Below are 18,882 nucleotides of genomic sequence, written 5' to 3' on the forward strand. Positions count from 1 at the left end.
GTGACCGAAGTTCACGTCAGCGGTGGACGGTCATCTCGAAGTCGTAGCGGTCGGCCCGGTACAGCGACCGGGCGAACTCCACGACCCGTCCGCGCGCGTCGATGCCGCGCCGGCGTACGTAGAGGGCGGGGGAGCGGAGGGGCACGCCCAGCAGGTCCGCGTGGCGGCGGTTCAGCGTCGTCGCGGAGACGCGCTGTTCGGCGTTCGCGAGGACCGTCCGGTAGCGCCCGGCGAGCAGCTGGTAGAGCGAACCCTCCAGGTCCTGGTCCAGCAGCCGGGGGAACGGCGCGGCCGGGAGGTCGACCCGCTCGAAGCACATGGGGAAGCCGTCGGCGAGCCGCAGCCGTTCGAGGTGGAAGACGGGGTCCCCGGGCTTGATCTCCAGGGTGCGGGCGAGCTCGGGTTCGGCGTCCCGCCGCTCGGCGGTCAGCAGCCGTGAGCCCGGCTCGAGGTCGCGGGCGCGCATGTCGTCGCTGAAGGACGTCAGGGTCGGCCCCTTCGAGATCCGTCCCCGGGAGACGAACGTGCCCCGGCCGCGCACCGAGTAGATGAGGCCTTCATCGATGAGCGACTGCAGCGCCTGCCGGACGGTGGTGCGGCTGACCCCGAACGTCTCCGCCAGTTCGCGTTCCTGGGGAAGGACGTCGTCCGGGCGCATGTCCCGGATCCGGGCCAGGAGCCGTTCCCGTACCTCAAGGTGCTTGATCACGTTGCCCCCTCGGGGAGGTCGAGCGCGGTCACGAACCGGCGGGTGATCTCCATCGGGTTCGTGATCGCCGTGCCCACGACGACGGCGAACGCGCCGGCCGCGAAGGCCGCGCGGGCCGCCTCGGGGGTGCGGATCCGGCCCTCGGCGACGACGGGCAGCGGGGTGGCGGCGACGAGCGCGGCCACCAGCGCGATGTCGGGCGCGTCGGGGACGGCGCCCGGCCCGGTGTAGCCGGAGAGCGTCGAGGCCAGCAGATCCGCCCCGCACTCGTAGGCGTACCGGCCCGCCTCGACGCTGTCGACGTCGGCCATGACGGGTACGCCGAGGCGGTCGTGCACCTGCTCGATGAGGGTGGCCAGGTCACCACCGTCCGGCCGTGGACGTGCCGTGCCGTCGGTCGCGACGATCGAGGCACCGGCGGCGACGATCGACTCCGCGTCCGCGTACGTCGGTGTGATGAAGACGCCCGGGTCGCCGGTCTTGCGGATGCCGATCACCGGCAGCCCGGTGGCCGCCTTCACGGCGGCGACGTCGTCGGCGCCCTCCGCCCGTATCCCGGTCGCGCCCGCCGCCGCGGCGGCCTGCGCCATGGCGGCCATGTGGTGCGGCCCGCGCAGCGGGTTGCCCGCGGCGGCCTGGCACGACACCACCAGCCCGGACTCGATGGCGCGGAGGGTCGCGTCGACGGGGGTGCTCTTCACGTGGACGCCTCCGAGGTCAGGGCGGTCAGCGGATGCGAGGACGGGAGGTCGATGAGGAGACGCGCGCCGTCGAGCGGCGACGCGGCCGGCGGGACGAGGCGGCAGCGTGAGGGGAGCGCGGAGGCGAACGCGTCGCGCAGCGCCCGGCTCCCGGCGAGCACCGAGCCCGACCAGGAGGCGGTGATCGTCTCGTCGTCGTCGCCGACGCGCGCCGCCGCCGTCATGACCGTGTCGGCGAGGTGACCGGCGGCGTCGACGGTGATCCGCCCGGCGTCCGGATCGCCGCGTTCGGCGAGCCCGAGCACCTGCCGGGCGAACCCGGCGATCCGGGCGACCCGGTCGGGGTCGCGCTGCAGCGTTCCGGCGAGCAGCGCGGGGTCGCCGAAGGCCTCGGCGGCGGCGTCCAGCAGGGCCGTCGCGGCGCCGCGTCCGTCGAACGCGCGCAGCGCGGTCTCCAGGCCGGCCCGCCCGATCCAGTACGCCCCGCCGCTGTCGCCGAGCAGCGGGCCCCACCCGTCGACGCGCGCCCAGCCGCCGCGCACGCCGGTGGCCAGCGCCACGACGCCGGTGCCGACGGAGACGACGACACCCGGGCGGTCGCCGAGGGCGGCGAGGTACGCGGTCACGGAGTCGTCGGCGAGGACCACCCGCCGCGCTCCGAACGCCGACCACTCCTCGAGCAGCGCCCGTGGACGACCGCGCGTCCCCTGCAGGCCGCTGAGCCCGGCGGCGACCTGGTCCACGGGCGACCCGTGCCGGCGGAGGGCGTCGGTGACGACGCGAGCCAGATGACGCTCCGGATCCTCCGCGGCCCGTACGCCGCCGACCGCGTCGTCGAGGTGGCCGCCCGAGGGCCGCGTGATCCGCACTCGCGTACCTGTCTGGCCGACGTCGACCAGCAGGTAGATCTGCATCGGAGCTTCCTCTCGACGACCGCGTCGCATCCCGTCGACCGGAGGGCCGACGGCGACTGAGCCTACAGCAGGTCCATACCTGCGGGACATAGGTCGTACCTGATCGGGCGCGGAGCCGTCACGCGTCTGGACGTAAGCGACATGCGGGGACCTAACTACCGCTTACTCGAACACAACGATCAGATCATGGCGCTGCTCTCAGGTCTTGATAGGCGGTTCATCCAGGAGAATTGGTGACGGCCAGGCTCAACTGACGCCTGTAGCCAGTGCGCGGAGTGCGGCAGATGAGTGCGACCGGAGTTGACCAAGCGTGGGTCACAGTTCGACGTGGACGGTGTCGCAAACGAATCGCCTCAATAAGGAGGCGTACCTAAGCTGGGCTCGTGACTGAGGCAGACCCGCTGGAGGTGGCCGCCTGGCGAATGGCGGCCCGAAGCCTCGCATCCGAAGATCTGCCTGAGATCGCGACGGAGGCGCTTGTCCGGGGCCTCGATAGTCCTGCTCTTCGTGTTCTCGCCGGACAGTCGCGGGACGACGTCCGAGACTCGGCGGAACTGTTCCGCGTTGCTCTCGATGAACTTGGCATCGATCTTCCCGACGCCGACAGCGCGCAGTGGAACCTGGCCAGGCGAGCCGCAGGCGACATTGTGGCCGGACGAATCGGGCCCGCCCACGGTGCCACCGAACTCTGGCTGGCGTATCGGAAGGTACGGGACAACGGCGACCTGCGGGTCTTTGTGGGTTTGGCGTCCATGCTGGATGATCACCCAGAGGACGCTGAACAAATCGAGGCCGATATAGTCGCGGCTGCGCGAGAACTGCTGGCTCGGCCAGCACCTCGACGCTGGATCAAACTGATGGCCGTTCGGGGACGATCTCCGCTCACACAGAGCACGGGTCCCGACGACATCGAGGTCGATCCCGGAACACTGCAAATCAGCGACGGCCTTCGTTCCGACCTCGCTCGGTGGGACGCGTATTTCGCTGCCGCGTTGTCGGATTGGCCCGCGGCGGGTGGATTCGATTCCGAACACGACGTCGAGAGGTTCGTAGCCGCTGGACAGCAACTCGTCTCGCAGCTTCAAGACGAACTCGGCGCGAGCTATCACGTGGAGTACATGCCAGAGCCCATCCGCCCGCCGGGGGTGAAGCTGCGCAGCCGCCGCCGACCGTCCCACGACTGCTTGACGCAGCTCGCGAGCGACTGAGGGCTCAGACCACGCAGAACTCGTTCCCCTCCGGGTCGGCCATCACCACGTGGTCGAGCCGTCCCTCGAACTCATGTTCTGTGAGCACGCTGCCGCCCGCGGTGACGAGCCGCTCTACCGTGTCTCGGATCCGTCGCTCACGGAGATCCCATGGCTGGTGGCGTCCGCCGGCGACCTGGACGTCGATGTGCAGCCGATTCTTTGCGACCTTGGCCTCGGGAACCTTGAGGAAGGAGATGTTCGGACCGACGCCGTCCGGGTCGGTCAGCGCCGCACCGTCGTCCCACTCCTCATCCGGCACCTTGAAATGCGTCAGCCACTGCTCCCACGTGTCGAATCCCTCCGGTGGAGGAGCCTCGACGTACCCCAGAGCGACCTTCCAGAAGGACGCCATCCGAGGCGGGTCTGCGCAATCGAAGGTCAGGGTCCAGGGAGTAGCCACAGACGAAGACTAGTAATCCGGGACCGGGCAATCGCCGCAGGACGCTCCCGGCCGAGAAAAGGTGACGGTGTCCTCGTGTAGGCCGCCCGAGCCTCCGACACGACAACGGCGTTGCTCCCACAACTCCCCACGAGTCATGGACAGCAACGCCGTGAACAAGATGGCCCCTCCTCCGACGACAACCCGCGGGGGGCTGTGGGGGGCGGAGCCCCTCACATCGGGGGGTTCCGGGGGGTCGTCCCCCCGGGCCAGCACGAGTGGAGGAGGCGGGATAATCCCCGGGTCGCCGCGTACCCCGGAGGATGCATTGATCGCCCCCCTGATCGTCTTCATCGTCGGCCTCGCCGTCCTCGGTTGGGGGTTCCTCCAGCAGCGCAAGCGCGACGCGATGGCCGCGACGCCCACGCTCACGTGCGCCGAGATCGGCTCGGGCGCGGGGCCGGTCACCTGTGAGGTCAAGGGCGCGGCCACTCCCGGGCCGCACGGCCCGGTCACGGCGCCCTTCTCCGGCCGGGAGTGCGTCTGGTACCACGCGAAGGTCTCGGTCCGGTACGAACACCACGAGTACCGCGACGGCCGGCGGCGGACGACCACACGGGAGAGGACCGTGCACGACGAGACCTGCCCGGTGCCGTTCGGCGTCCAGGACGCGACCGGCCAGATCCTCGTCCGGCACGAGGGCGCCTCGGTCGACGGCGCCCATCAGTCGGTGCGGCGCTTCGAGCCCGCCGGCCAGAACGTCAACCTGTTCGGGCTGAACATCCGCGTCAACTTCAGCGACGTCAAGGGCCACCGTTACGAGGAGTGGATCGTCCCGCCGGGCCAGCCGATGTACGTCCTGGGCGCGGCGGGCGTGGAGAACCGGCAGCTCACCATGCGCAGCCCGGACGGCTCGCCGTTCATCGTCTCGACCAGGAGCGAGGAGCAGCTGTCGGGCCGGCTCCGGACCTCCATGTACGTCGGCTACACCGGCGGTGGCGTCGTCATCCTGGGCAGCCTGGTCTGGCTGGCGGTCAAGGCGTTCGGCGGGTGACGGACCGCGTCCCCGTCAGCCTCGTCCGGCCTGCCGGCAGCGGCGGGCCGCGGCCACGAGCTCGGCGGGCAGGCCCGGACCGGCACACGCGTGGTCGATCAGCAGCCGAAGGTAGGAGTCGTCCGGCAACTGCGGCGCCAGCTCGATGAGCTCGCTCAGGTCGGCCGGTGAGCCGGTGAGCCGCGCCCGGTAGGCGGCCCCGGCCGCGCGAAGCGTGGTCTCGGCCGGCTCATGGCGCAGGCCCTGGTCGACCAGCCGTACGGCGGCGGCGAAGTCGCCCTGCTCGGCCCGCAGATCGGCCAGGTCGAGATACAGGGACCAGTTGGCCGGGTCCAGGGCGAGCGCGCGCTCGAACGCCGCCGCGGCCTGCTCCGGATCACCCAGCCGGCCCCACGTGCCCGCCCGTACGACCTCCGTCAGCATGATCCGCTCAATGGAGTCGGCCCGGTCGCAGAGGGCGAACGAGCCGTCGATGAGGCCGCACGCCCGCAGCAGGATCGCCATCCTGGCCAGCGCCTCCGGCAGCGGCGACCGGGCGGTGACCACGTCGATGGCGTGGAACCAGGGCCGGAACCGTTCGCGCATGGCGTCGGTGTCCAGCTCGTGGCCGTGGTCCATCGTCCGCATCGCGGCGTCGGCCAGCGCGCCGGCGCTCACGGCGCCGAGAAACCGTTCGTCGCCGAACCACGGGGCCGTGGCCCAGGCGGTCTGGGGCCGCGCGCCCGTGACCGCTCCGATCGCCAGCGCCGCGCCGTCCATGTCGCCCTCGAGGAAGCAGATGTACGACCGCGCCAGCACCGTGCTCAGGGAGTTCGCGTCGTGGACGACCCCGGCCAGCTCCGACCGCCGGTCCTGCCACAGCTCGGCGAGCACCGCGTAGGGCTCGGGCTCCTGGGGCGCGGAGGCGACGGCGCCCGCGAGATGGCGCAATGCCTCCTCCGGCCTGCCGCCGCAGTGCGCCAGCACCCGGGCAAGGCCGAGTCCTGCCGACACCTCTCGATTCGACATCGTCCGAGCGTAGCCGGACGACGATCGCTACCGGCCGGCTCGGGCGCGGAGCAGGTGGTGGTACGCGGCGGCCGATGTGGCGATGGCGGGGACCGGGCAGGTCTCGTCGGTGACGTGGGCCTGCTCCGGGTCGCCGGGGCCGTACACGATGACCGCGGGGTCGCCGAGCTTGGCGGTGAGCACGGAGGCGTCGGTGAAGTAGGTCGCGTACTCCGGTGGCCGTGTCGAGGAGCCCGGGGCGAGGAGCTCCATGACCTCGGTGACGTCCGCCGGGTCGGTGGCGACTCCCGGCAGGTCGACCAGCCGTTCGATGTCGATGCCCTCGCCGCACAGCCGGGCGATCTCCGCGACCGCGTCGTCGGAGCCGAAGCCCGGGATGGTGCGGATGTCCAGGCACATCTCGGCGTGGTCGGGTACGAGGTTGGGCTGGGTGCCCGCGTGGAAGGTGCCGACGTTCACCGTCGCGGGGCCGTACGCCGGGTTCGCGGGCCAGTCACGGTGTTCGTGGATCCGGGACGCGGCGCCGGCGAGTGCGGCGATCGCGTTGCGGCCCAGTTCCGGACGGGAGCCGTGCGCGGAGATCCCGTGGGCGGTCACCCTGAGCCAGAGCGTGCCCTTGTGGCCCAGGACGGGCCGGTTGCTCGTCGGCTCGGCGACCAGCAGCAGGTCGGTGGGGACCAGCGACGCGGCGTCGATCAGGGCGGCGCCGTCGCAGCCGGTCTCCTCACCGAAGGTGAACACCAGCTGCACCGCCGTGTCGCCGGGACGCTCCCGCGCGGCGCGTACGGCCGCCTCGACCTGGCAGGCGACGCCCGCCTTCATGTCGCTGCCGCCGCGGCCGAGCAGGCGTCCGTCGCGGACCTCGCCGCTCATCGGGTCGAACGACCAGCCGGACTCGTCGGCGGGCACGGTGTCCAGGTGGCCGGTGAACGTGACCGGCGTCCGCGGCGTCTCGGGCCCGAAGCGCGCGACGACATTGGCCCGGCCCGGCAGCGGTTCGTCGACGCGGACGTCGAACCCCGCGTCGTCGAGCACGTCCGCGACCAGGTCGGCGGCCGGGCGCTCGCCGCCGCCCCTGGTGTCGATGCGCACCAGCCGCCGCGCCAGCGCGAGCGCTCCGCGCTCTTCCGCCGATCCCGTCATCTCCCGCCTCCTCACGAACCGGCCCGCGTGCTGTCGCGCACCACCAGCGTCGGCACGAGCGCGATGTGGGCGGACGGGCCCCGGTCGGTCTCCTTGGTGCGGCTCGCCGCGGCCAGCAGCCGTACCGCCTCCTCGGCGATGCGGTCACGGGGCTGGTCCACCGTGGTCAGCGCGGGCTCGCCCAGCCGCGAGAACTCGATGTTGTCGTACCCGGTCACCTGCACCCGGCCGGGGACCTCGACGCCGTGCGCGCGGCACGCGCGCGTGACCCCCAGGGCGATCAGGTCGTCGGCGCACACGATGGCGTCCGGCAGGTCCCCGGTGTCGACGAGGCGCGCCGCGGCGGCCTCGCCCCAGTCGACGCTGTAGTCGCCGAGGAGCACCTGGTCGGGGTCGACGCTCATGCCCAGCTCCTCGGCGCGGCGCCGGAACCCGGCGAACCGCTGCTCGGTCGAGGAGTTGGTCAGCAGTGAGCCGACGAACGCCGCCGAACGCGCTCCGCCCTCGTGGAGGTGGTCCATGACCAGGCGCATCGCGGCCACGTCGTCCACGCCCACCCAGTCGGTGTTGGTGCCGCCGACGAACCGGTCGAGCTGCACCAGCGGCAGGCGGTCGGCCGTCTCCTGCACCGCGGGGCCGCTCTCGGTGCCGTGGCTCGGGCTGACGATGATGCCGTCGACGTTGCGCGCGGCCAGAGAGGCGAGCCGCCGGGCCTCGATCGCGGGGTCGGAGCGGGCGTCGGACAGGAACAGCTCCTTGCCCTCGCGTTCGAGCACGTGCTCGACGCTCTCCACCAGCGAGGTGAAGAAGGGGTTGGAGATGCTCGGCACGACCATGCCGACGGTGTCGGTCCGGCTGTTGCGCAGGGCTCGCGCGATGGTGTTGACCTGGTAGCCCAGCTCCTCGGCCGCCTGCCGCACCCGGCGCTGCACCGCGGCCGAGACCGGCCCACGGCCGGAGAGCACCCGCGACACCGTGGCGGTGGAGACCCCGGCGCGCTCGGAGACCTGGGCGATCGTGACGCGCTGCAATCGTTTACCTTTCCGAAACGCCCGGAAACAAGAGCGTTACCCGTCACCAGCGAATGAGTCGAGTCTAGACCCTTGACGGCCTGCGGTTACACCCCTACGGTTCAACGCAACTTCACTGCAATCGATTACACAGGAGGCGACATGGTGAGGGCTGCCGGGAGCGAGCAGACGCTGGGCGTGTTCCCTCCCAAGCCGAACGCGATCGAAGAGCTGTTCGGCACTTCGAAGGTCGTCATCGGCGTGATCCACCTGCCGCCGCTGCCCGGCAGCCCGAACTACGAGGGCACCCCGCTCGACGAGATCTCGGTCTTCGCGGTCGAGGAGGCGCGGGCGTACCTGGAGGGCGGCTGCCACGGGCTCATCGTGGAGAACCACTGGGACATCCCGTTCCTCAAGCCGGGGGAGCACGGCTACGAGACCGCGGCGGCGATGGCCGTGGTGACCGACCGGGTACGGCACGCGCTGCCGGCCAACGCCGGAGGCCGGCTGGGCGTCAGCGTCCTGTCCAACGCCGCCGAGTGCTCGATCGCCTCCGCCTGGTCCGGCGGCGCCGGCTTCGTCCGGGTCAACCAGTGGGCCAACGCCTACGTCGCCAATGAGGGCATCATCGAGGGTCAGGCGGCGCACGCCACCCGCTACCGCAGCCGGATCGGCGCGGGTCCGGTCAAGGTCTTCGCCGACGTGCACGTCAAGCACGGCTCGCACTCGATCGTCGCCGACCGCACGCTGGCCGAGCAGACCGAGGACGCCGAGTTCTTCGCCGCCGACGTGCTGATCGCCACCGGGTCGCGGACCGGCGACGCCGCCGCGCTGGACGAGGTCGAGGGCATCGCCGCGCACACCACGCTCCCCGTCGTGATCGGCTCCGGCATCACCGCCGGCAACATCGGCGGCCTGCTGCCCGCCTGCGACGGCGTGATCGTGGCGTCCTCGGTGAAGGACAACGGCCGCTGGTGGGGACGCGTCGACACGGCCAAGGTCCGTGAGCTGACCGCCGCGGCGGCCAGGGCGGGCGTGGTCCTTCCGTGATCGTCTTCTGTGGCTACGCCAACACCGACCTGACCGTACGGATCCCGGTGCTGCCGGGGCCCGGCGCCCGGGTGCAGGCCACCGGCGTCCAGTACGGCGAGGGCGGGATGGCGGCCAACGCGTCGGTGGCCGCGGCTCGGATGGGCGCCGACGCGCGGTTCGCGGGCGTGGTCGGCTCCGACGCGCTGAGCACGGCGTTCCTCGGCACGCTCGCGGCCGAGGGGGTCGGAACGGGCTGGACCGCCCGCGACGCCGAGCTCACCACGGCCGTCGTCCTGCTCACCCCGGACGGCGAGCGCTCCATCATCAGCCAGGACGACGCGGTGGACACCGGCCACATCGCCGGGGTGCTGCGGGCCGCGCGCGAGGCGGGCGCGGACTGGCTCTACCTCGACGGCTACCGCTTCCCCGCGGCGGCCGCCGTGCTGGCCTCCCAGCCGGACCGGCCCCGCGTGGTCGTGGACCTCGACGGCTGCGACGGGCCGGAGGCGACGCGCGCCGCCCTGTCGGCCGCCGACCACGCGATCGGCGGCCGCGCGCAGCTCACCGAGTTCGTCGGCGACGACAACGCGCTGGTCAGAGTGGCCGTCGAACACCGGGTATACCTGGTGGTCACCGACGGTCCCCGCGGCTGGACCCTGCTGACGCCCGCCGGCGAACGCCACGACGGCGAGGCGATCACGGTGGACGCTGTGGACGCCACGGGTGCCGGCGACTGCTTCGCCGGCACCTACTGCGCGGAGCTGGACCGGGGCACCGCGCCGCTGGAGGCGGCGCGCTTCGCCGCCGTCGCGGCCGGCCTGTCGTGCACCCGGCCCGGCGCCCGCGACGGAATGCCCCGGCGCGATGCCGTCACCGCCTACCTCCAGGCCCGGTCGGGCCCCCAGCCAGCCCACTCCCAGGGAGAGGAGAGATGATGCGACGTACGGTGACGGCCGTGGTCTCGCTCGGCCTGCTGCTGACGACCATCGGCTGTGACACGGCGGCCAGGCGGGAGATCGCCGCGGAGAAGAGGGCCACCGAACAGGGACCGCCCCCACCCGCCAAGGTCGCCCAGTCGTGCCAGGTCCAGGGCCACCAGCCCAAGATCGGGATTATTCCGATCAACCTTCAGGCGCTGTTCTTCAACCAGATCAACACCGGCGCGCAGACCGTGGCGCGCAAGGCCGGCGCGCAGGTGCAGATCGTCAACGGCAACGACGACTCCAGCACCCAGGCCAACGCGATCGACGACCTGGTGGCCAACCACTACGACGCGATCATCGTGGACGCGATCGACACCGAGGGCATCAAGCCCGCGATCCGGCGGGCGAAGGCGGCCGGCGTGCCGGTCGTCGCCGTGGACGCCACCGTCGACGACCCGGCGGTCGCCGCCCAGGTCGGCACGGCCAACGCCCAGGGCGGAAAGCAACTCGGCGACGCGCTGCTCAAGATCACTGGCGGCCGGGGCGACATCGGCGTGGTCGGCGCGCTCAACAGCACCATCCAGAACGAGCGGCAGAAGGGCTTCACCGACGAGGTCACCGCCAAGGGCATGAAGATCAAGAACGTGGTCGACGGGCGCAACATCCAGGAGAACGCCCAGACCGCCGCCGAGAACCTGCTCACCGGCGCCCCCGACCTGAAGTACGCCTACGCCACCGGTGAGCCCGCCCTCATCGGGCTGGCCGCCGCCGTCGTCAGCCAGCAGCGCACCAAGGACCTCAAGGTCGTCGGCTGGGACCTGTCCTCCCAGGCGGTGGACGGCCTGCGGGCCGGCTGGATCCTCGGCGTCGTGCAGCAGAACACCTTCCAGTTCGGCTACGAGGCGATGAACGCGGCGATCGGCCTGGCCTGCCACCGGACCGTGACCAAGGACATCCCGGTGCCGACCCAGATCGTCACCCCGGCCAACGTCAAGAACTACCTCTACTACCTGGAGAAGTGATGAGCGATACCTCGCTGGTCACCCTGAGAGGGATCACCAAGTCGTTCGGCGCGGTCCAGTCGCTGCGGGGCGTCGACCTCACGCTCGGCCCCGGAGAGGTGCTCGGCCTGGTCGGCGACAACGGCGCCGGGAAGTCGACCCTGATGAAGGTCCTGGCCGGGGCCATCCAGCACGACTCCGGCCAGATCACCATCGACGGCCGCGACGTACGCTTCGCCAGCCCCGCCGACGCGCGGCGCGAGCGCATCGGGATCGTCTACCAGGACCTCGCCCTCTGCGACACCCTCGACGTCGCGAGCAACCTGTTCCTGGGCCGTGAGCCGCGCAAGGGCCCGTTCATCGACCGGCGGGCGATGCACGCGAAGGCCGCCGAGACCCTGTCCGAGCTGCACGTCCGCGTGAAGTCGACGTACCAGGAGATCGGCCGGCTGTCCGGCGGGCAGCGGCAGGCCGTGGCGATCGCGCGGGCCGTGTCGTTCCAGCCGCGCGTACTGATCCTGGACGAGCCGACCGCGGCGCTCGCGGTCGCCGAGGTCCGGCAGGTGCTCCGGATGATCCGCGACGTCGCCGCCCAGGGCGTCGGCGTCATCCTGATCACCCACCGCCTCCAGGACCTGTTCGAGGTCTGCGACCGGATCACCGTGATGTACGAGGGTCGCAGCGTCGAGGACGAGCCGGTGTCCGCGCTGGACATCGAACGCCTTGTCGCCATGATCACCCGTTCGAACACCGAGGAGGCGGCCTGACATGACGGTTGAGACCGCAACGGCGCCCACGGTGCTCGCGGAGACGCCGGGCCGGTGGGAACGTGCCAACAAGGCGACCCTGGCCATGCTGGGCGTCACCGTCGTGCTGTTCCTCGTCTTCGGGATCGCCGCCCCGAACTTCCTGACCTTCGGCAACATCTCCAACCTGGCCACCCAGGTGGCGATCACTCTGATCGTCGCCGTCGCCATGACCTTCGTGATCACCACCGGCCAGATCGACCTGTCGGTGGGTTCCACGGTCGCGTTCGTGGCCACCGGCACCGCCGAGATGCTGCGCGCCGGGTGGGACTCCTCCATCGTGATCATCGCGGCGCTGGTGGCCGGGCTCCTCTGGGGCGCGATCAACGGCTGGCTGTCGGCGCACCAGAAGATCCCGCCGTTCATCGTCACCCTCGCCACCATGTCGGTGATCCGGGGCATCGCGCAGATGTGGACACAGGGCTTCTCCGTGCCGATCGACCGGCGGCTGTTCGTCGCCAAGATCGGTGACGCCAAGTTCCTCGGCTTCTCCGCGCTGGCCTGGATCGCGCTGGTCGCGGTCGTGCTCGGCGCCGTGCTGCTGTCCAAGATGCGGTTCGGCAACTACGTCAACGGCATCGGCTCCCAGGAGGAGTCGGTCCGCCGCGCCGGGGTGAACACCGACCGGATCAAGATGATCACGCTGATGCTGACCGGCCTGGCCGCCGGGGTGGCCGGCCTCCTCACCGCGGCCCGGCTGGGCTCCGGCTCGGCCAACTCCGGGCAGGGCTTCGAGCTCACCGTGATCGCCGCGGTCGTGCTCGGCGGCACCGACTTGTTCGGCGGCCGGGGCACGATGGTCGGCACCATCATCGGCGCGGTCATCACCGGTGTGATCGCCAACGGCCTGACGCTGCTCGGCGTCAGCCCGTTCCTCACCCCGATCGTGACCGGCCTGGTGCTGCTCATCGCGATCTGGATCAACCTGCGGGGCCGTTCGCTCGCCGACCTGTTCTCCCACCTCACGCGCAGATCATGACCGAGGCCACGGTGACCACGGTGACCGGGCCGGCGCCCAGCGCGGAACTCGGTCTCACCCTCACCCACGAGCACCTGCGCAACGACGTACGGAAGGCGGTCACCGAGCCGGACGACCCGCGGCTGGGCTTTCTCCGCGAGGCGCGCACCGCACCGGACCTGGCGTGGGTGCTGCGCGAGCAGCCGTACGCCTGCCTCGACCACTGCGTCCTGGACGACACCGACGCGATGCTGGCCGACCTGCGCGCGTTCGCCGCGTCCGGCGGCGGCACGGTCGTCGACGTCACGCCGGGCGGGCTCGGCCGCGACCCGCGGGTGCTGCGTTCGCTCGCCGAGCGCAGCGGCCTGCGGATCGTCATGGGCTCCGGCTGGTACCTGGAGCGGTTCCATCCGGCGCACCTGCCGTCGGCCGGCGAACACGGCCTCGCCGCGGAGCTGGTGGCCGAGTTCACCGACGGCGTCGACGGCACCGGAGTCCGCCCGGGCGTCATCGGCGAGATCGGGGTGTCGCCGGACTTCACCGAGGACGAGCACACGGCGTTGCGCGCCGCCGCGCGCGCCCAGCGCGAGACGGGCGTCCCGCTCTACGTCCACCTGCCCGGCTGGCAGCGCCGGGCGCACGAGGTCCTCGACATCGTGCTGGGCGAGTACGGGGTGCCGCCCGGCGCCGTGGTGCTCTGCCACATGGACCCCTCCCACGACGACCCCGCCTACCAGGAGGCGGTCGCCGACCGTGGCGTCTGGATCGAGTTCGACATGGTCGGGATGCCGTTCCGGTACCCGGGGGAGGGACAGTCCCCGGGCCCGCACGAGACCGCGCGGGCGGTCGCGCGGCTCATCGGCCGCGGCCACGCCGAACGCCTGCTGCTCAGCCACGACGTGTTCCTCAAGAGCATGCTCACCGCGTACGGCGGCAACGGCTTCCGGTACGTGCCCACGCTCTTCGTGCCCAGGCTGGTCGAGCTCGGCGTCGCCCCCGGCGTCGCCGAGGACCTCCTGCGGACCAACCCCGCCCGGCTGTTCGACCAGGCCGCCGCGGCCTGACCGAGCGCCCGAATGAGACAGAGAAGGAGTACACAGTGAGCCGCGTCCTGATCGCAGGCGAGAGCTGGGTCACCCAGTCCACCCACTTCAAGGGGGTCGACTCGTTCACCACCAGCTCGTACGTCGTCGGCGTCGAACCGCTGCGCCGGGCGCTGGAGAGCCGCGGGCACGAGGTCGTGCACCTGCCCGCCCACCTGGTGCCCGCCGGGTTCCCCGGCGACGCCGCCGCGCTGGCCGAGTACGACGTGGTCGTGCTCTCCGACATCGGCGCGAACTCCCTGCAGCTCGCCCCGGAGGTGTTCGAGCAGGCGCGGCCGGGCACCGACCGGATCGCCGTGCTGCGCGGCTGGGTCGGCGACGGCGGCGGCCTGCTCATGATCGGCGGCTACCTCTCGTTCACCGGCTTCGAGGCCAAGGCCGCCTACCGCAACACCCTGCTGCACGAGGTGCTGCCGGTCGAGCTCCTGCCCGAGGACGACCGCGTCGAGCTGCCCGCGGGCGCGCGGGCGGACGTCACCGGCCCGGACCATCCCGCGCTCGGCGGCGTCGACGGCGACTGGCCGCTGCTGCTGGGCTACAACCGCGTCCGGCCCCGTCCCGGCGCGGACGTCCTGGCCACGCTGAACGGCGACCCGCTGGTCGCCGTCGGCGGCCACGGCTCGGGACGCTCGGCGGTGTTCACCTCCGACTGCTCCCCGCACTGGGCGCCCACGCCGTTCTGCGAGGAGTGGGACGGCTACGCCAAGGTGTTCGGCGGCCTCGTCGAGTGGCTCGCCGGATGAGCGAGCGGGCCGAGGAGAGGGCGCGTCCGGCGAGCCGGTCCGCGTGGCTGCTCGACGCGTGCGCCGCGACCATGGAACGGGCGCTCGGCATGCGGTTCGTCGAGGAGGTCACCGCCGGCACGATCGGGGACGCGGCCTACGCCGACTACCTGGCGATCGAGGAGTCCTTCGTCGAGACGGCCGCCCGCCTGCACGGCCTGGCCGTGTGGGACGCCCCGGACCGTACGGCGCTGGAGCGCAACGCGCGGGCGGTCCACGCGCTGACGACCGAACAGGCGGACTACTTCCGCACGGCCCGCGCCGCCTGGCCCGTACCGGCCCGCCCGGACGCGGCCGGCCGGGCGGCCGTGCTGTCGGAGTTCGCGCTGGCCGCCGCGCGTGAGGGCGGTTACCGGGCGGTGATGACCGTGCTGTTCGCCGCGGAGAGCCTGTACTCCACCTGGTGCACCCGCGCGGACGAGCGGGGCGACGTCCCGGCCGGGCCGATCGCCGACTGGGTGTCCCTGCACGCCGGCGCGGAGTTCCGCGCGGGTGTGACCGCACTCGCGGCGCAGGTCGACGCGTTGCCGGCCGACATCCCGGATGAACACCTCATCCGCTGGTTCAGCGGAATGCTCGAAGCCGAGATCGCCTTCCACGACGCCGTGTACCGCTGAGCCGCGGAGCGGCCGGTCAGCGTTCGGTCTCGTCGCCGTCCAGGGCCGCCGCGAGCGCGTCGAACATGGCCTGCTGGAACGCGCGCATGGACGGAACGGCGGCCTGCAGCCGGACCTCCGGGGAAGGGGTGTTCGGGGGCCAGCCGGTAGCGCGTGCTGACCACGACGACGCCCACGTCGCGGGCGATGCGGGCGCACAGCTCGTGGTCCGCCTCGGGCCGGCCGATGATGGTGCCGCCCCCGTGGATCCACAGCAGCGCCGCGCCGGGGCGCCGCCGTTCCGGCGGTTCGTAGACGAAGACGTCCCGGCCGCCGGGGACGTCGTGCCGGGACACGGTGACCCCGGGGACCGGTTCGGTCGGGCGGTCGTACCAGCGGCGTGCGATCGTGACCGCGAGCCGGTTGCCGACGGCCAGCGGCAGCCACAGGCCGGGTGTGCGCAGGTCGGGGGCGACGGGCGCGAGGGTGCGGCGGCGGCGGACGACCGCGGTCGCCGCCGCGGTCAGCAGCCCGAGCCCGCCCACGGTCATGGCGTAGTGCTTCCCGGCCACCGGTCCGCCTCCCTCACCGAGTGTTCGCATCCTCTATACCGCCCCCGGCGCGTCTCGTGCAGGCCGCGTCCGGCCACACCTCTATCGACGATCACCTGTCGTAGTTAGGGTGTTACCGTCCGCATCGCATACTCCTCGCCGGAGGTTCCCCCAATGGATGCACGTCTGGACCGGATCAAGGCCGCGTTCGACGCTCTCGACACCGACTCCAACGGCTACCTGGAGGCGGACGACTTCGACCGGCTCGGGCACCGGATCATCCAGGCTCTGGACGAGGCGGAGGACTCGCCCAAGGCGCTGGCGATGCACGAGGGTTGCCGGCGCTACTGGGAGGGCCTGGTCGGCACCCTCGACCTGAACCACGACGGGAAGGTGTCCTGGGAGGAGTACGCCGGGGTGCACGAGCCCGCCGCGTACGAGGACAGCGTCCGACCCTACGCCGACGCGCTGACCGCCATCTGCGACCGGGATGACGACGGCTTCGTCCAGCACGCCGACTTCGTACGGGGACTGCGGGCCGTGGGATTCCCCACGGAGAACATCGAGGCTCTCTTCCAGGCGTTCGACCCGAACGGGACCGGCCGGGTCTCCGCCCGCGAGTGGGGGACCGCCATCGAGGAGTACTTCCTCGCCCGTGGCGCCCACGCCGTCGGCGACACGCTGGTCTGACGCGCGTCCCGTAGGCCGAGGCCGGGCCGGTGTCCCACGCGGGCGCCGGCTCGGCGTTCGTTCCCGTTCTGCCCGACCGTGGGGCGGGCCCGGAGAGGAGAGCCCATGGCCGGCGACACCGGCGTGGAAGAAGGCGTCGGGCTGACCGCCCTCATGGTCGCCGCGGCGCGGGCGATCGAGACGCACCGCCACGACGCCCTGGCACGCGACGTCTACGCCGAGCACTTCGTGCGCGCGGCCCGGGCGTCCGCGGACTGGCCGGTCCGCCCGCATCAGGTTCCCGACGGCGACGCCGATCCGCTGTGGGGCCGGCTGGGGCGTTACTTCGGCCTGCGGACGAGGGTGCTGGACGACTTCATCCTGCGCCAGGTGAGCGCGGGGGCCCGGCAGGTGGTGCTGCTCGGGGCCGGCCTGGACACGCGTGCGTACCGGCTCGACTGGCCGCCCGGCTGCAGGGTCTTCGAACTCGACCAGGAGGAGGTCCTCGCCTTCAAGGGCCGCGTGCTCGGCGGGCTGCGTGCCGTGCCGAAGACCGAACGCGTCCCGATCGCGGCCGACCTGCGCCTCGCATGGGCCGGGGCGCTGACCGGTGCGGGCTTCGACCCGGCCGCGCCGACCGTGTGGCTCGCCGAGGGAGTGCTGCTCTACCTGCCCCATGCCGCCGAGCGCGCCATGATCGAGGCGGTGGACGCGCTGAGCGTGGCGGGGAGCGCTCTGGCGTACGAGATCAAGCTCGCCCCGGAGTCGGCGGCCGTCCAGGAGAGCCCCATCTACACGGTGGCCAGGCGCACCGGCATCGACCTTCTCGCGATGTTCCCCCTCGAACCACGCCCCGACTCCGCCGGGGACCTGACCGCGCGGGGCTGGCGCACGTCGGTTCACACCGCGTTCGATTTCACCCGCCGCCACGGGCGCGGCCCGGAGGCCCAGCCGGGGCGGCCCGACGCGCTGGCCGCCAACCGGTGGGTGTTCGCCGACCGGCCGTGAGAGTCGCGGCCGGTGCGCCGAACGCGGTCCTCACCTCGTAGCGGCATGCGCTCGTCCGCATCGCTCGTTTTCACTGCCTTTCACGTGATGGTCATCCGCGAGCGGGCACGTTCGTCCTGCTCGCGCAGGTAGGTGACCTGGCGGGTTACACGCGGTTAACTCGCCCGAAATTTTTCTATTGACAAGGGACCCCTGGGCTTGGATGGTGTGGGAGCGCTCCCACCGCCAGTTGAGCCCCGTGCTTGAAGGGAGTTCCCGCCTTGACCCGGACGGAGACCGCCACACCCGCCGAGGTGGCCGGGACGCCGACGCTCGCCGACGTCGCCGCGCTCGCCGGCGTCTCGCCCGCCACCGTCTCGCGCGTCATCAACGGCAGCGCCCGTGTCAGCCAGCGCGCCCGAAAACAGGTCGAACTCGCCATCGACCGGCTCGGCTACGTCCGCAACCGCGTCGCGTCGCAGGGCCGGTCGATCGCCCTGGTCATCTGCGAGGACGACGGCCGGGTGTTCACCGACGACACCTACGCCCGCCTCGTCGGCGGCGTACGCCGCGCGCTCGGCGACGAGCGTGAACTGGTCGTGATGGTCGTCGGCCGGACCGCCCACTGGTCGACGGTGCCGCGATACCTGCGCGGGGGCGGGGCCGACGGCGTCCTGCTGATCAGCGCGCACGACGCGCCCTGCGGATCGCTCCGGCAGGCCGGCGTCCCGGTGCTGCTGTGCGGCCGTCCCCTCGGGCTCACCCCGCTGCCGTACGTCGGCGTGGACGACCGCGGCGGCGCGCGGGCGGCGGTGGACTACCTCGTCCGGTCCGGCCGCCGGACGATCGGGACGATCGCCGGACCGCCCGACCGGGCCACGGGCATCGACCGGCTCGACGGCTACCGGGCGGCGATGGCCGAGATCGGCGTCGCGACACCCGGCCTGATCGCCTACGGGGACCTCCGTCAGGCGTCCGGCGAGCACGCGATGAACAAGCTGCTCGACCGGCGTCCGGACATCGACGCGGTGCTCGCCGCCTCGGACCAGATGGCCGTGGGCGCCCTGCGCGCGCTGCAACGCACCGGCCGCCGCATCCCCCACGACGTCGCGGTGGTCGGGTTCGACGACGCGCCGATCGCCGGCCGCGTACGGCCGAGGCTCACCACCGTCCGCCGGCCCCTCGAAGAACTCGGTGCCCGGCTGGCGCGGGAGCTCCTCGCCCGGATCGCCGGCGCTCCCGGCCGCAACGTCGTCCTCGACACCGAACTGATCATTCGCGATTCCGCGTGACCGGCTCCCGCCGA

Annotated in this window: 20 protein-coding genes and 1 pseudogene; 13 read left to right on the forward strand and 8 right to left on the reverse strand. The window is 72.2% G+C overall.

The window, feature by feature from the left end; translation table 11 throughout:
* Nucleotides 1–16: 16 nt before the first annotated feature.
* Genes QSK37_RS49290 through QSK37_RS49300 form a run of 3 tightly spaced genes read right to left on the reverse strand, consistent with a single transcriptional unit; the run spans nt 17 to nt 2,324 of the window.
* The gene (locus QSK37_RS49290) at nt 17–709 is read right to left on the reverse strand and encodes a GntR family transcriptional regulator (RefSeq protein ID WP_285636441.1); all 693 of its coding nucleotides are present in this window, start codon (nt 707–709) and stop codon (nt 17–19) included.
* On the reverse strand, nt 706–1,410 hold the full coding sequence (locus tag QSK37_RS49295; RefSeq protein WP_285636444.1) for an N-acetylmannosamine-6-phosphate 2-epimerase: 705 nt from the start codon (nt 1,408–1,410) through the stop codon (nt 706–708). Before QSK37_RS49295 ends, QSK37_RS49290 begins: the two co-directional genes overlap by 4 nt.
* Nucleotides 1,407–2,324 carry an N-acetylglucosamine kinase gene (locus QSK37_RS49300; RefSeq protein ID WP_285636447.1) on the reverse strand — a complete coding sequence of 306 codons (918 nt, stop codon included), beginning with the start codon at nt 2,322–2,324 and terminating at the stop codon, nt 1,407–1,409. The genes QSK37_RS49295 and QSK37_RS49300 overlap by 4 nt, the downstream gene beginning before the upstream one ends.
* 383 nt (nt 2,325–2,707) lie before the next feature.
* Between QSK37_RS49300 and QSK37_RS49305 the strand changes: the two genes are divergently transcribed.
* On the forward strand, nt 2,708–3,532 hold the full coding sequence (locus tag QSK37_RS49305; protein WP_285636450.1) for a hypothetical protein: 825 nt from the start codon (nt 2,708–2,710) through the stop codon (nt 3,530–3,532).
* A gap of 4 nt (nt 3,533–3,536) precedes the next feature.
* Here QSK37_RS49305 and QSK37_RS49310 read toward each other — a convergent pair whose 3' ends face one another.
* Complete coding sequence (locus QSK37_RS49310) at nt 3,537–3,974, reverse strand: VOC family protein (protein WP_285636453.1); 438 nt, start codon at nt 3,972–3,974, stop codon at nt 3,537–3,539.
* Nucleotides 3,975–4,281: 307 nt separating this feature from the next.
* Between QSK37_RS49310 and QSK37_RS49315 the strand changes: the two genes are divergently transcribed.
* A complete protein-coding gene (locus QSK37_RS49315; protein ID WP_285636455.1) occupies nt 4,282–5,007 on the forward strand; it encodes a GIDE domain-containing protein in 726 nt (241 codons plus the stop codon).
* Between the two features lie 15 nt (nt 5,008–5,022).
* Here QSK37_RS49315 and QSK37_RS49320 read toward each other — a convergent pair whose 3' ends face one another.
* Genes QSK37_RS49320 through QSK37_RS49330 form a run of 3 tightly spaced genes read right to left on the reverse strand, consistent with a single transcriptional unit; the run spans nt 5,023 to nt 8,189 of the window.
* Nucleotides 5,023–6,015 (reverse strand): tetratricopeptide repeat protein, encoded by a 993-nt coding sequence (locus tag QSK37_RS49320; RefSeq protein WP_285636458.1) that lies wholly within the window; start codon nt 6,013–6,015, stop codon nt 5,023–5,025.
* A gap of 27 nt (nt 6,016–6,042) precedes the next feature.
* Entirely contained in the window at nt 6,043–7,158 is a 1,116-nt protein-coding gene (locus QSK37_RS49325; protein ID WP_285636461.1) for a M20 family metallopeptidase, read from the reverse strand.
* Between the two features lie 11 nt (nt 7,159–7,169).
* The gene (locus QSK37_RS49330) at nt 7,170–8,189 is read right to left on the reverse strand and encodes a LacI family DNA-binding transcriptional regulator (RefSeq protein WP_285636464.1); all 1,020 of its coding nucleotides are present in this window, start codon (nt 8,187–8,189) and stop codon (nt 7,170–7,172) included.
* Nucleotides 8,190–8,330: 141 nt separating this feature from the next.
* Here QSK37_RS49330 and QSK37_RS49335 point away from each other — a divergent pair, with 141 nt between their 5' ends.
* From QSK37_RS49335 to QSK37_RS49370, 8 genes are read left to right on the forward strand one after another with little or no spacing between them, the layout of a single operon-like run.
* Entirely contained in the window at nt 8,331–9,218 is an 888-nt protein-coding gene (locus QSK37_RS49335) for a BtpA/SgcQ family protein (RefSeq protein WP_285636467.1), read from the forward strand.
* On the forward strand, nt 9,215–10,135 hold the full coding sequence (locus QSK37_RS49340) for a carbohydrate kinase family protein (RefSeq protein WP_285636470.1): 921 nt from the start codon (nt 9,215–9,217) through the stop codon (nt 10,133–10,135). The genes QSK37_RS49335 and QSK37_RS49340 overlap by 4 nt, the downstream gene beginning before the upstream one ends.
* Nucleotides 10,135–11,145, forward strand: coding sequence for a substrate-binding domain-containing protein (locus tag QSK37_RS49345; protein WP_285581919.1), 1,011 nt, complete (start codon nt 10,135–10,137; stop codon nt 11,143–11,145). Before QSK37_RS49340 ends, QSK37_RS49345 begins: the two co-directional genes overlap by 1 nt.
* Nucleotides 11,145–11,891, forward strand: a complete 747-nt coding sequence (locus tag QSK37_RS49350; RefSeq protein WP_285581921.1) for an ATP-binding cassette domain-containing protein — start codon at nt 11,145–11,147, stop codon at nt 11,889–11,891. Before QSK37_RS49345 ends, QSK37_RS49350 begins: the two co-directional genes overlap by 1 nt.
* 1 nt (nt 11,892) lies before the next feature.
* Entirely contained in the window at nt 11,893–12,909 is a 1,017-nt protein-coding gene (locus tag QSK37_RS49355; protein ID WP_285636472.1) for an ABC transporter permease, read from the forward strand.
* Nucleotides 12,906–13,952, forward strand: a complete 1,047-nt coding sequence (locus QSK37_RS49360) for a phosphotriesterase family protein (RefSeq protein ID WP_285636475.1) — start codon at nt 12,906–12,908, stop codon at nt 13,950–13,952. The genes QSK37_RS49355 and QSK37_RS49360 overlap by 4 nt, the downstream gene beginning before the upstream one ends.
* 35 nt (nt 13,953–13,987) lie before the next feature.
* Nucleotides 13,988–14,734: a glutamine amidotransferase gene (locus QSK37_RS49365; protein WP_285636477.1), complete on the forward strand. Its 747-nt coding sequence runs from the start codon at nt 13,988–13,990 to the stop codon at nt 14,732–14,734.
* Nucleotides 14,731–15,390: a TenA family protein gene (locus tag QSK37_RS49370; protein WP_285636479.1), complete on the forward strand. Its 660-nt coding sequence runs from the start codon at nt 14,731–14,733 to the stop codon at nt 15,388–15,390. Before QSK37_RS49365 ends, QSK37_RS49370 begins: the two co-directional genes overlap by 4 nt.
* Before the next feature lie 125 nt (nt 15,391–15,515).
* On the opposite strand, the pseudogene QSK37_RS52025 reads toward QSK37_RS49370, so the two are convergent.
* Nucleotides 15,516–15,971 (reverse strand): annotated as a pseudogene (locus QSK37_RS52025) (alpha/beta hydrolase fold domain-containing protein); the annotation flags it as partial.
* Between the two features lie 123 nt (nt 15,972–16,094).
* Here QSK37_RS52025 and QSK37_RS49375 point away from each other — a divergent pair.
* From QSK37_RS49375 to QSK37_RS49385, 3 genes are all read left to right on the forward strand, one after another.
* Nucleotides 16,095–16,610, forward strand: coding sequence for an EF-hand domain-containing protein (locus QSK37_RS49375; RefSeq protein WP_285636481.1), 516 nt, complete (start codon nt 16,095–16,097; stop codon nt 16,608–16,610).
* Between the two features lie 105 nt (nt 16,611–16,715).
* A complete protein-coding gene (locus QSK37_RS49380) occupies nt 16,716–17,597 on the forward strand; it encodes a class I SAM-dependent methyltransferase (protein WP_285636484.1) in 882 nt (293 codons plus the stop codon).
* Between the two features lie 260 nt (nt 17,598–17,857).
* A complete protein-coding gene (locus tag QSK37_RS49385) occupies nt 17,858–18,868 on the forward strand; it encodes a LacI family DNA-binding transcriptional regulator (protein WP_285581938.1) in 1,011 nt (336 codons plus the stop codon).
* The last annotated feature ends 14 nt before the right edge of the window (nt 18,869–18,882 follow it).

Origin of the sequence: Actinoallomurus iriomotensis, assembly GCF_030269445.1 — a bacterium.
GTDB lineage: Bacteria > Actinomycetota > Actinomycetes > Streptosporangiales > Streptosporangiaceae > Actinoallomurus > Actinoallomurus iriomotensis.

Excerpts from the sequence above, each read along its gene's own strand:
- QSK37_RS49300 (WP_285636447.1), bottom strand. The coding sequence starts at position 2,324 with ATGCAGATCTACCTGCTGGTCGACGTCGGCCAGACAGGTACGCGAGTG.
- QSK37_RS49320 (WP_285636458.1), bottom strand. The coding sequence starts at position 6,015 with ATGTCGAATCGAGAGGTGTCGGCAGGACTCGGCCTTGCCCGGGTGCTG.
- QSK37_RS49325 (WP_285636461.1), bottom strand. The coding sequence starts at position 7,158 with ATGACGGGATCGGCGGAAGAGCGCGGAGCGCTCGCGCTGGCGCGGCGG.
- QSK37_RS49335 (WP_285636467.1), top strand. The coding sequence starts at position 8,331 with ATGGTGAGGGCTGCCGGGAGCGAGCAGACGCTGGGCGTGTTCCCTCCC.
- QSK37_RS49345 (WP_285581919.1), top strand. The coding sequence starts at position 10,135 with ATGCGACGTACGGTGACGGCCGTGGTCTCGCTCGGCCTGCTGCTGACG.
- QSK37_RS49350 (WP_285581921.1), top strand. The coding sequence starts at position 11,145 with ATGAGCGATACCTCGCTGGTCACCCTGAGAGGGATCACCAAGTCGTTC.
- QSK37_RS49355 (WP_285636472.1), top strand. The coding sequence starts at position 11,893 with ATGACGGTTGAGACCGCAACGGCGCCCACGGTGCTCGCGGAGACGCCG.
- QSK37_RS49360 (WP_285636475.1), top strand. The coding sequence starts at position 12,906 with ATGACCGAGGCCACGGTGACCACGGTGACCGGGCCGGCGCCCAGCGCG.
- QSK37_RS49370 (WP_285636479.1), top strand. The coding sequence starts at position 14,731 with ATGAGCGAGCGGGCCGAGGAGAGGGCGCGTCCGGCGAGCCGGTCCGCG.
- QSK37_RS49375 (WP_285636481.1), top strand. The coding sequence starts at position 16,095 with ATGGATGCACGTCTGGACCGGATCAAGGCCGCGTTCGACGCTCTCGAC.
- QSK37_RS49380 (WP_285636484.1), top strand. The coding sequence starts at position 16,716 with ATGGCCGGCGACACCGGCGTGGAAGAAGGCGTCGGGCTGACCGCCCTC.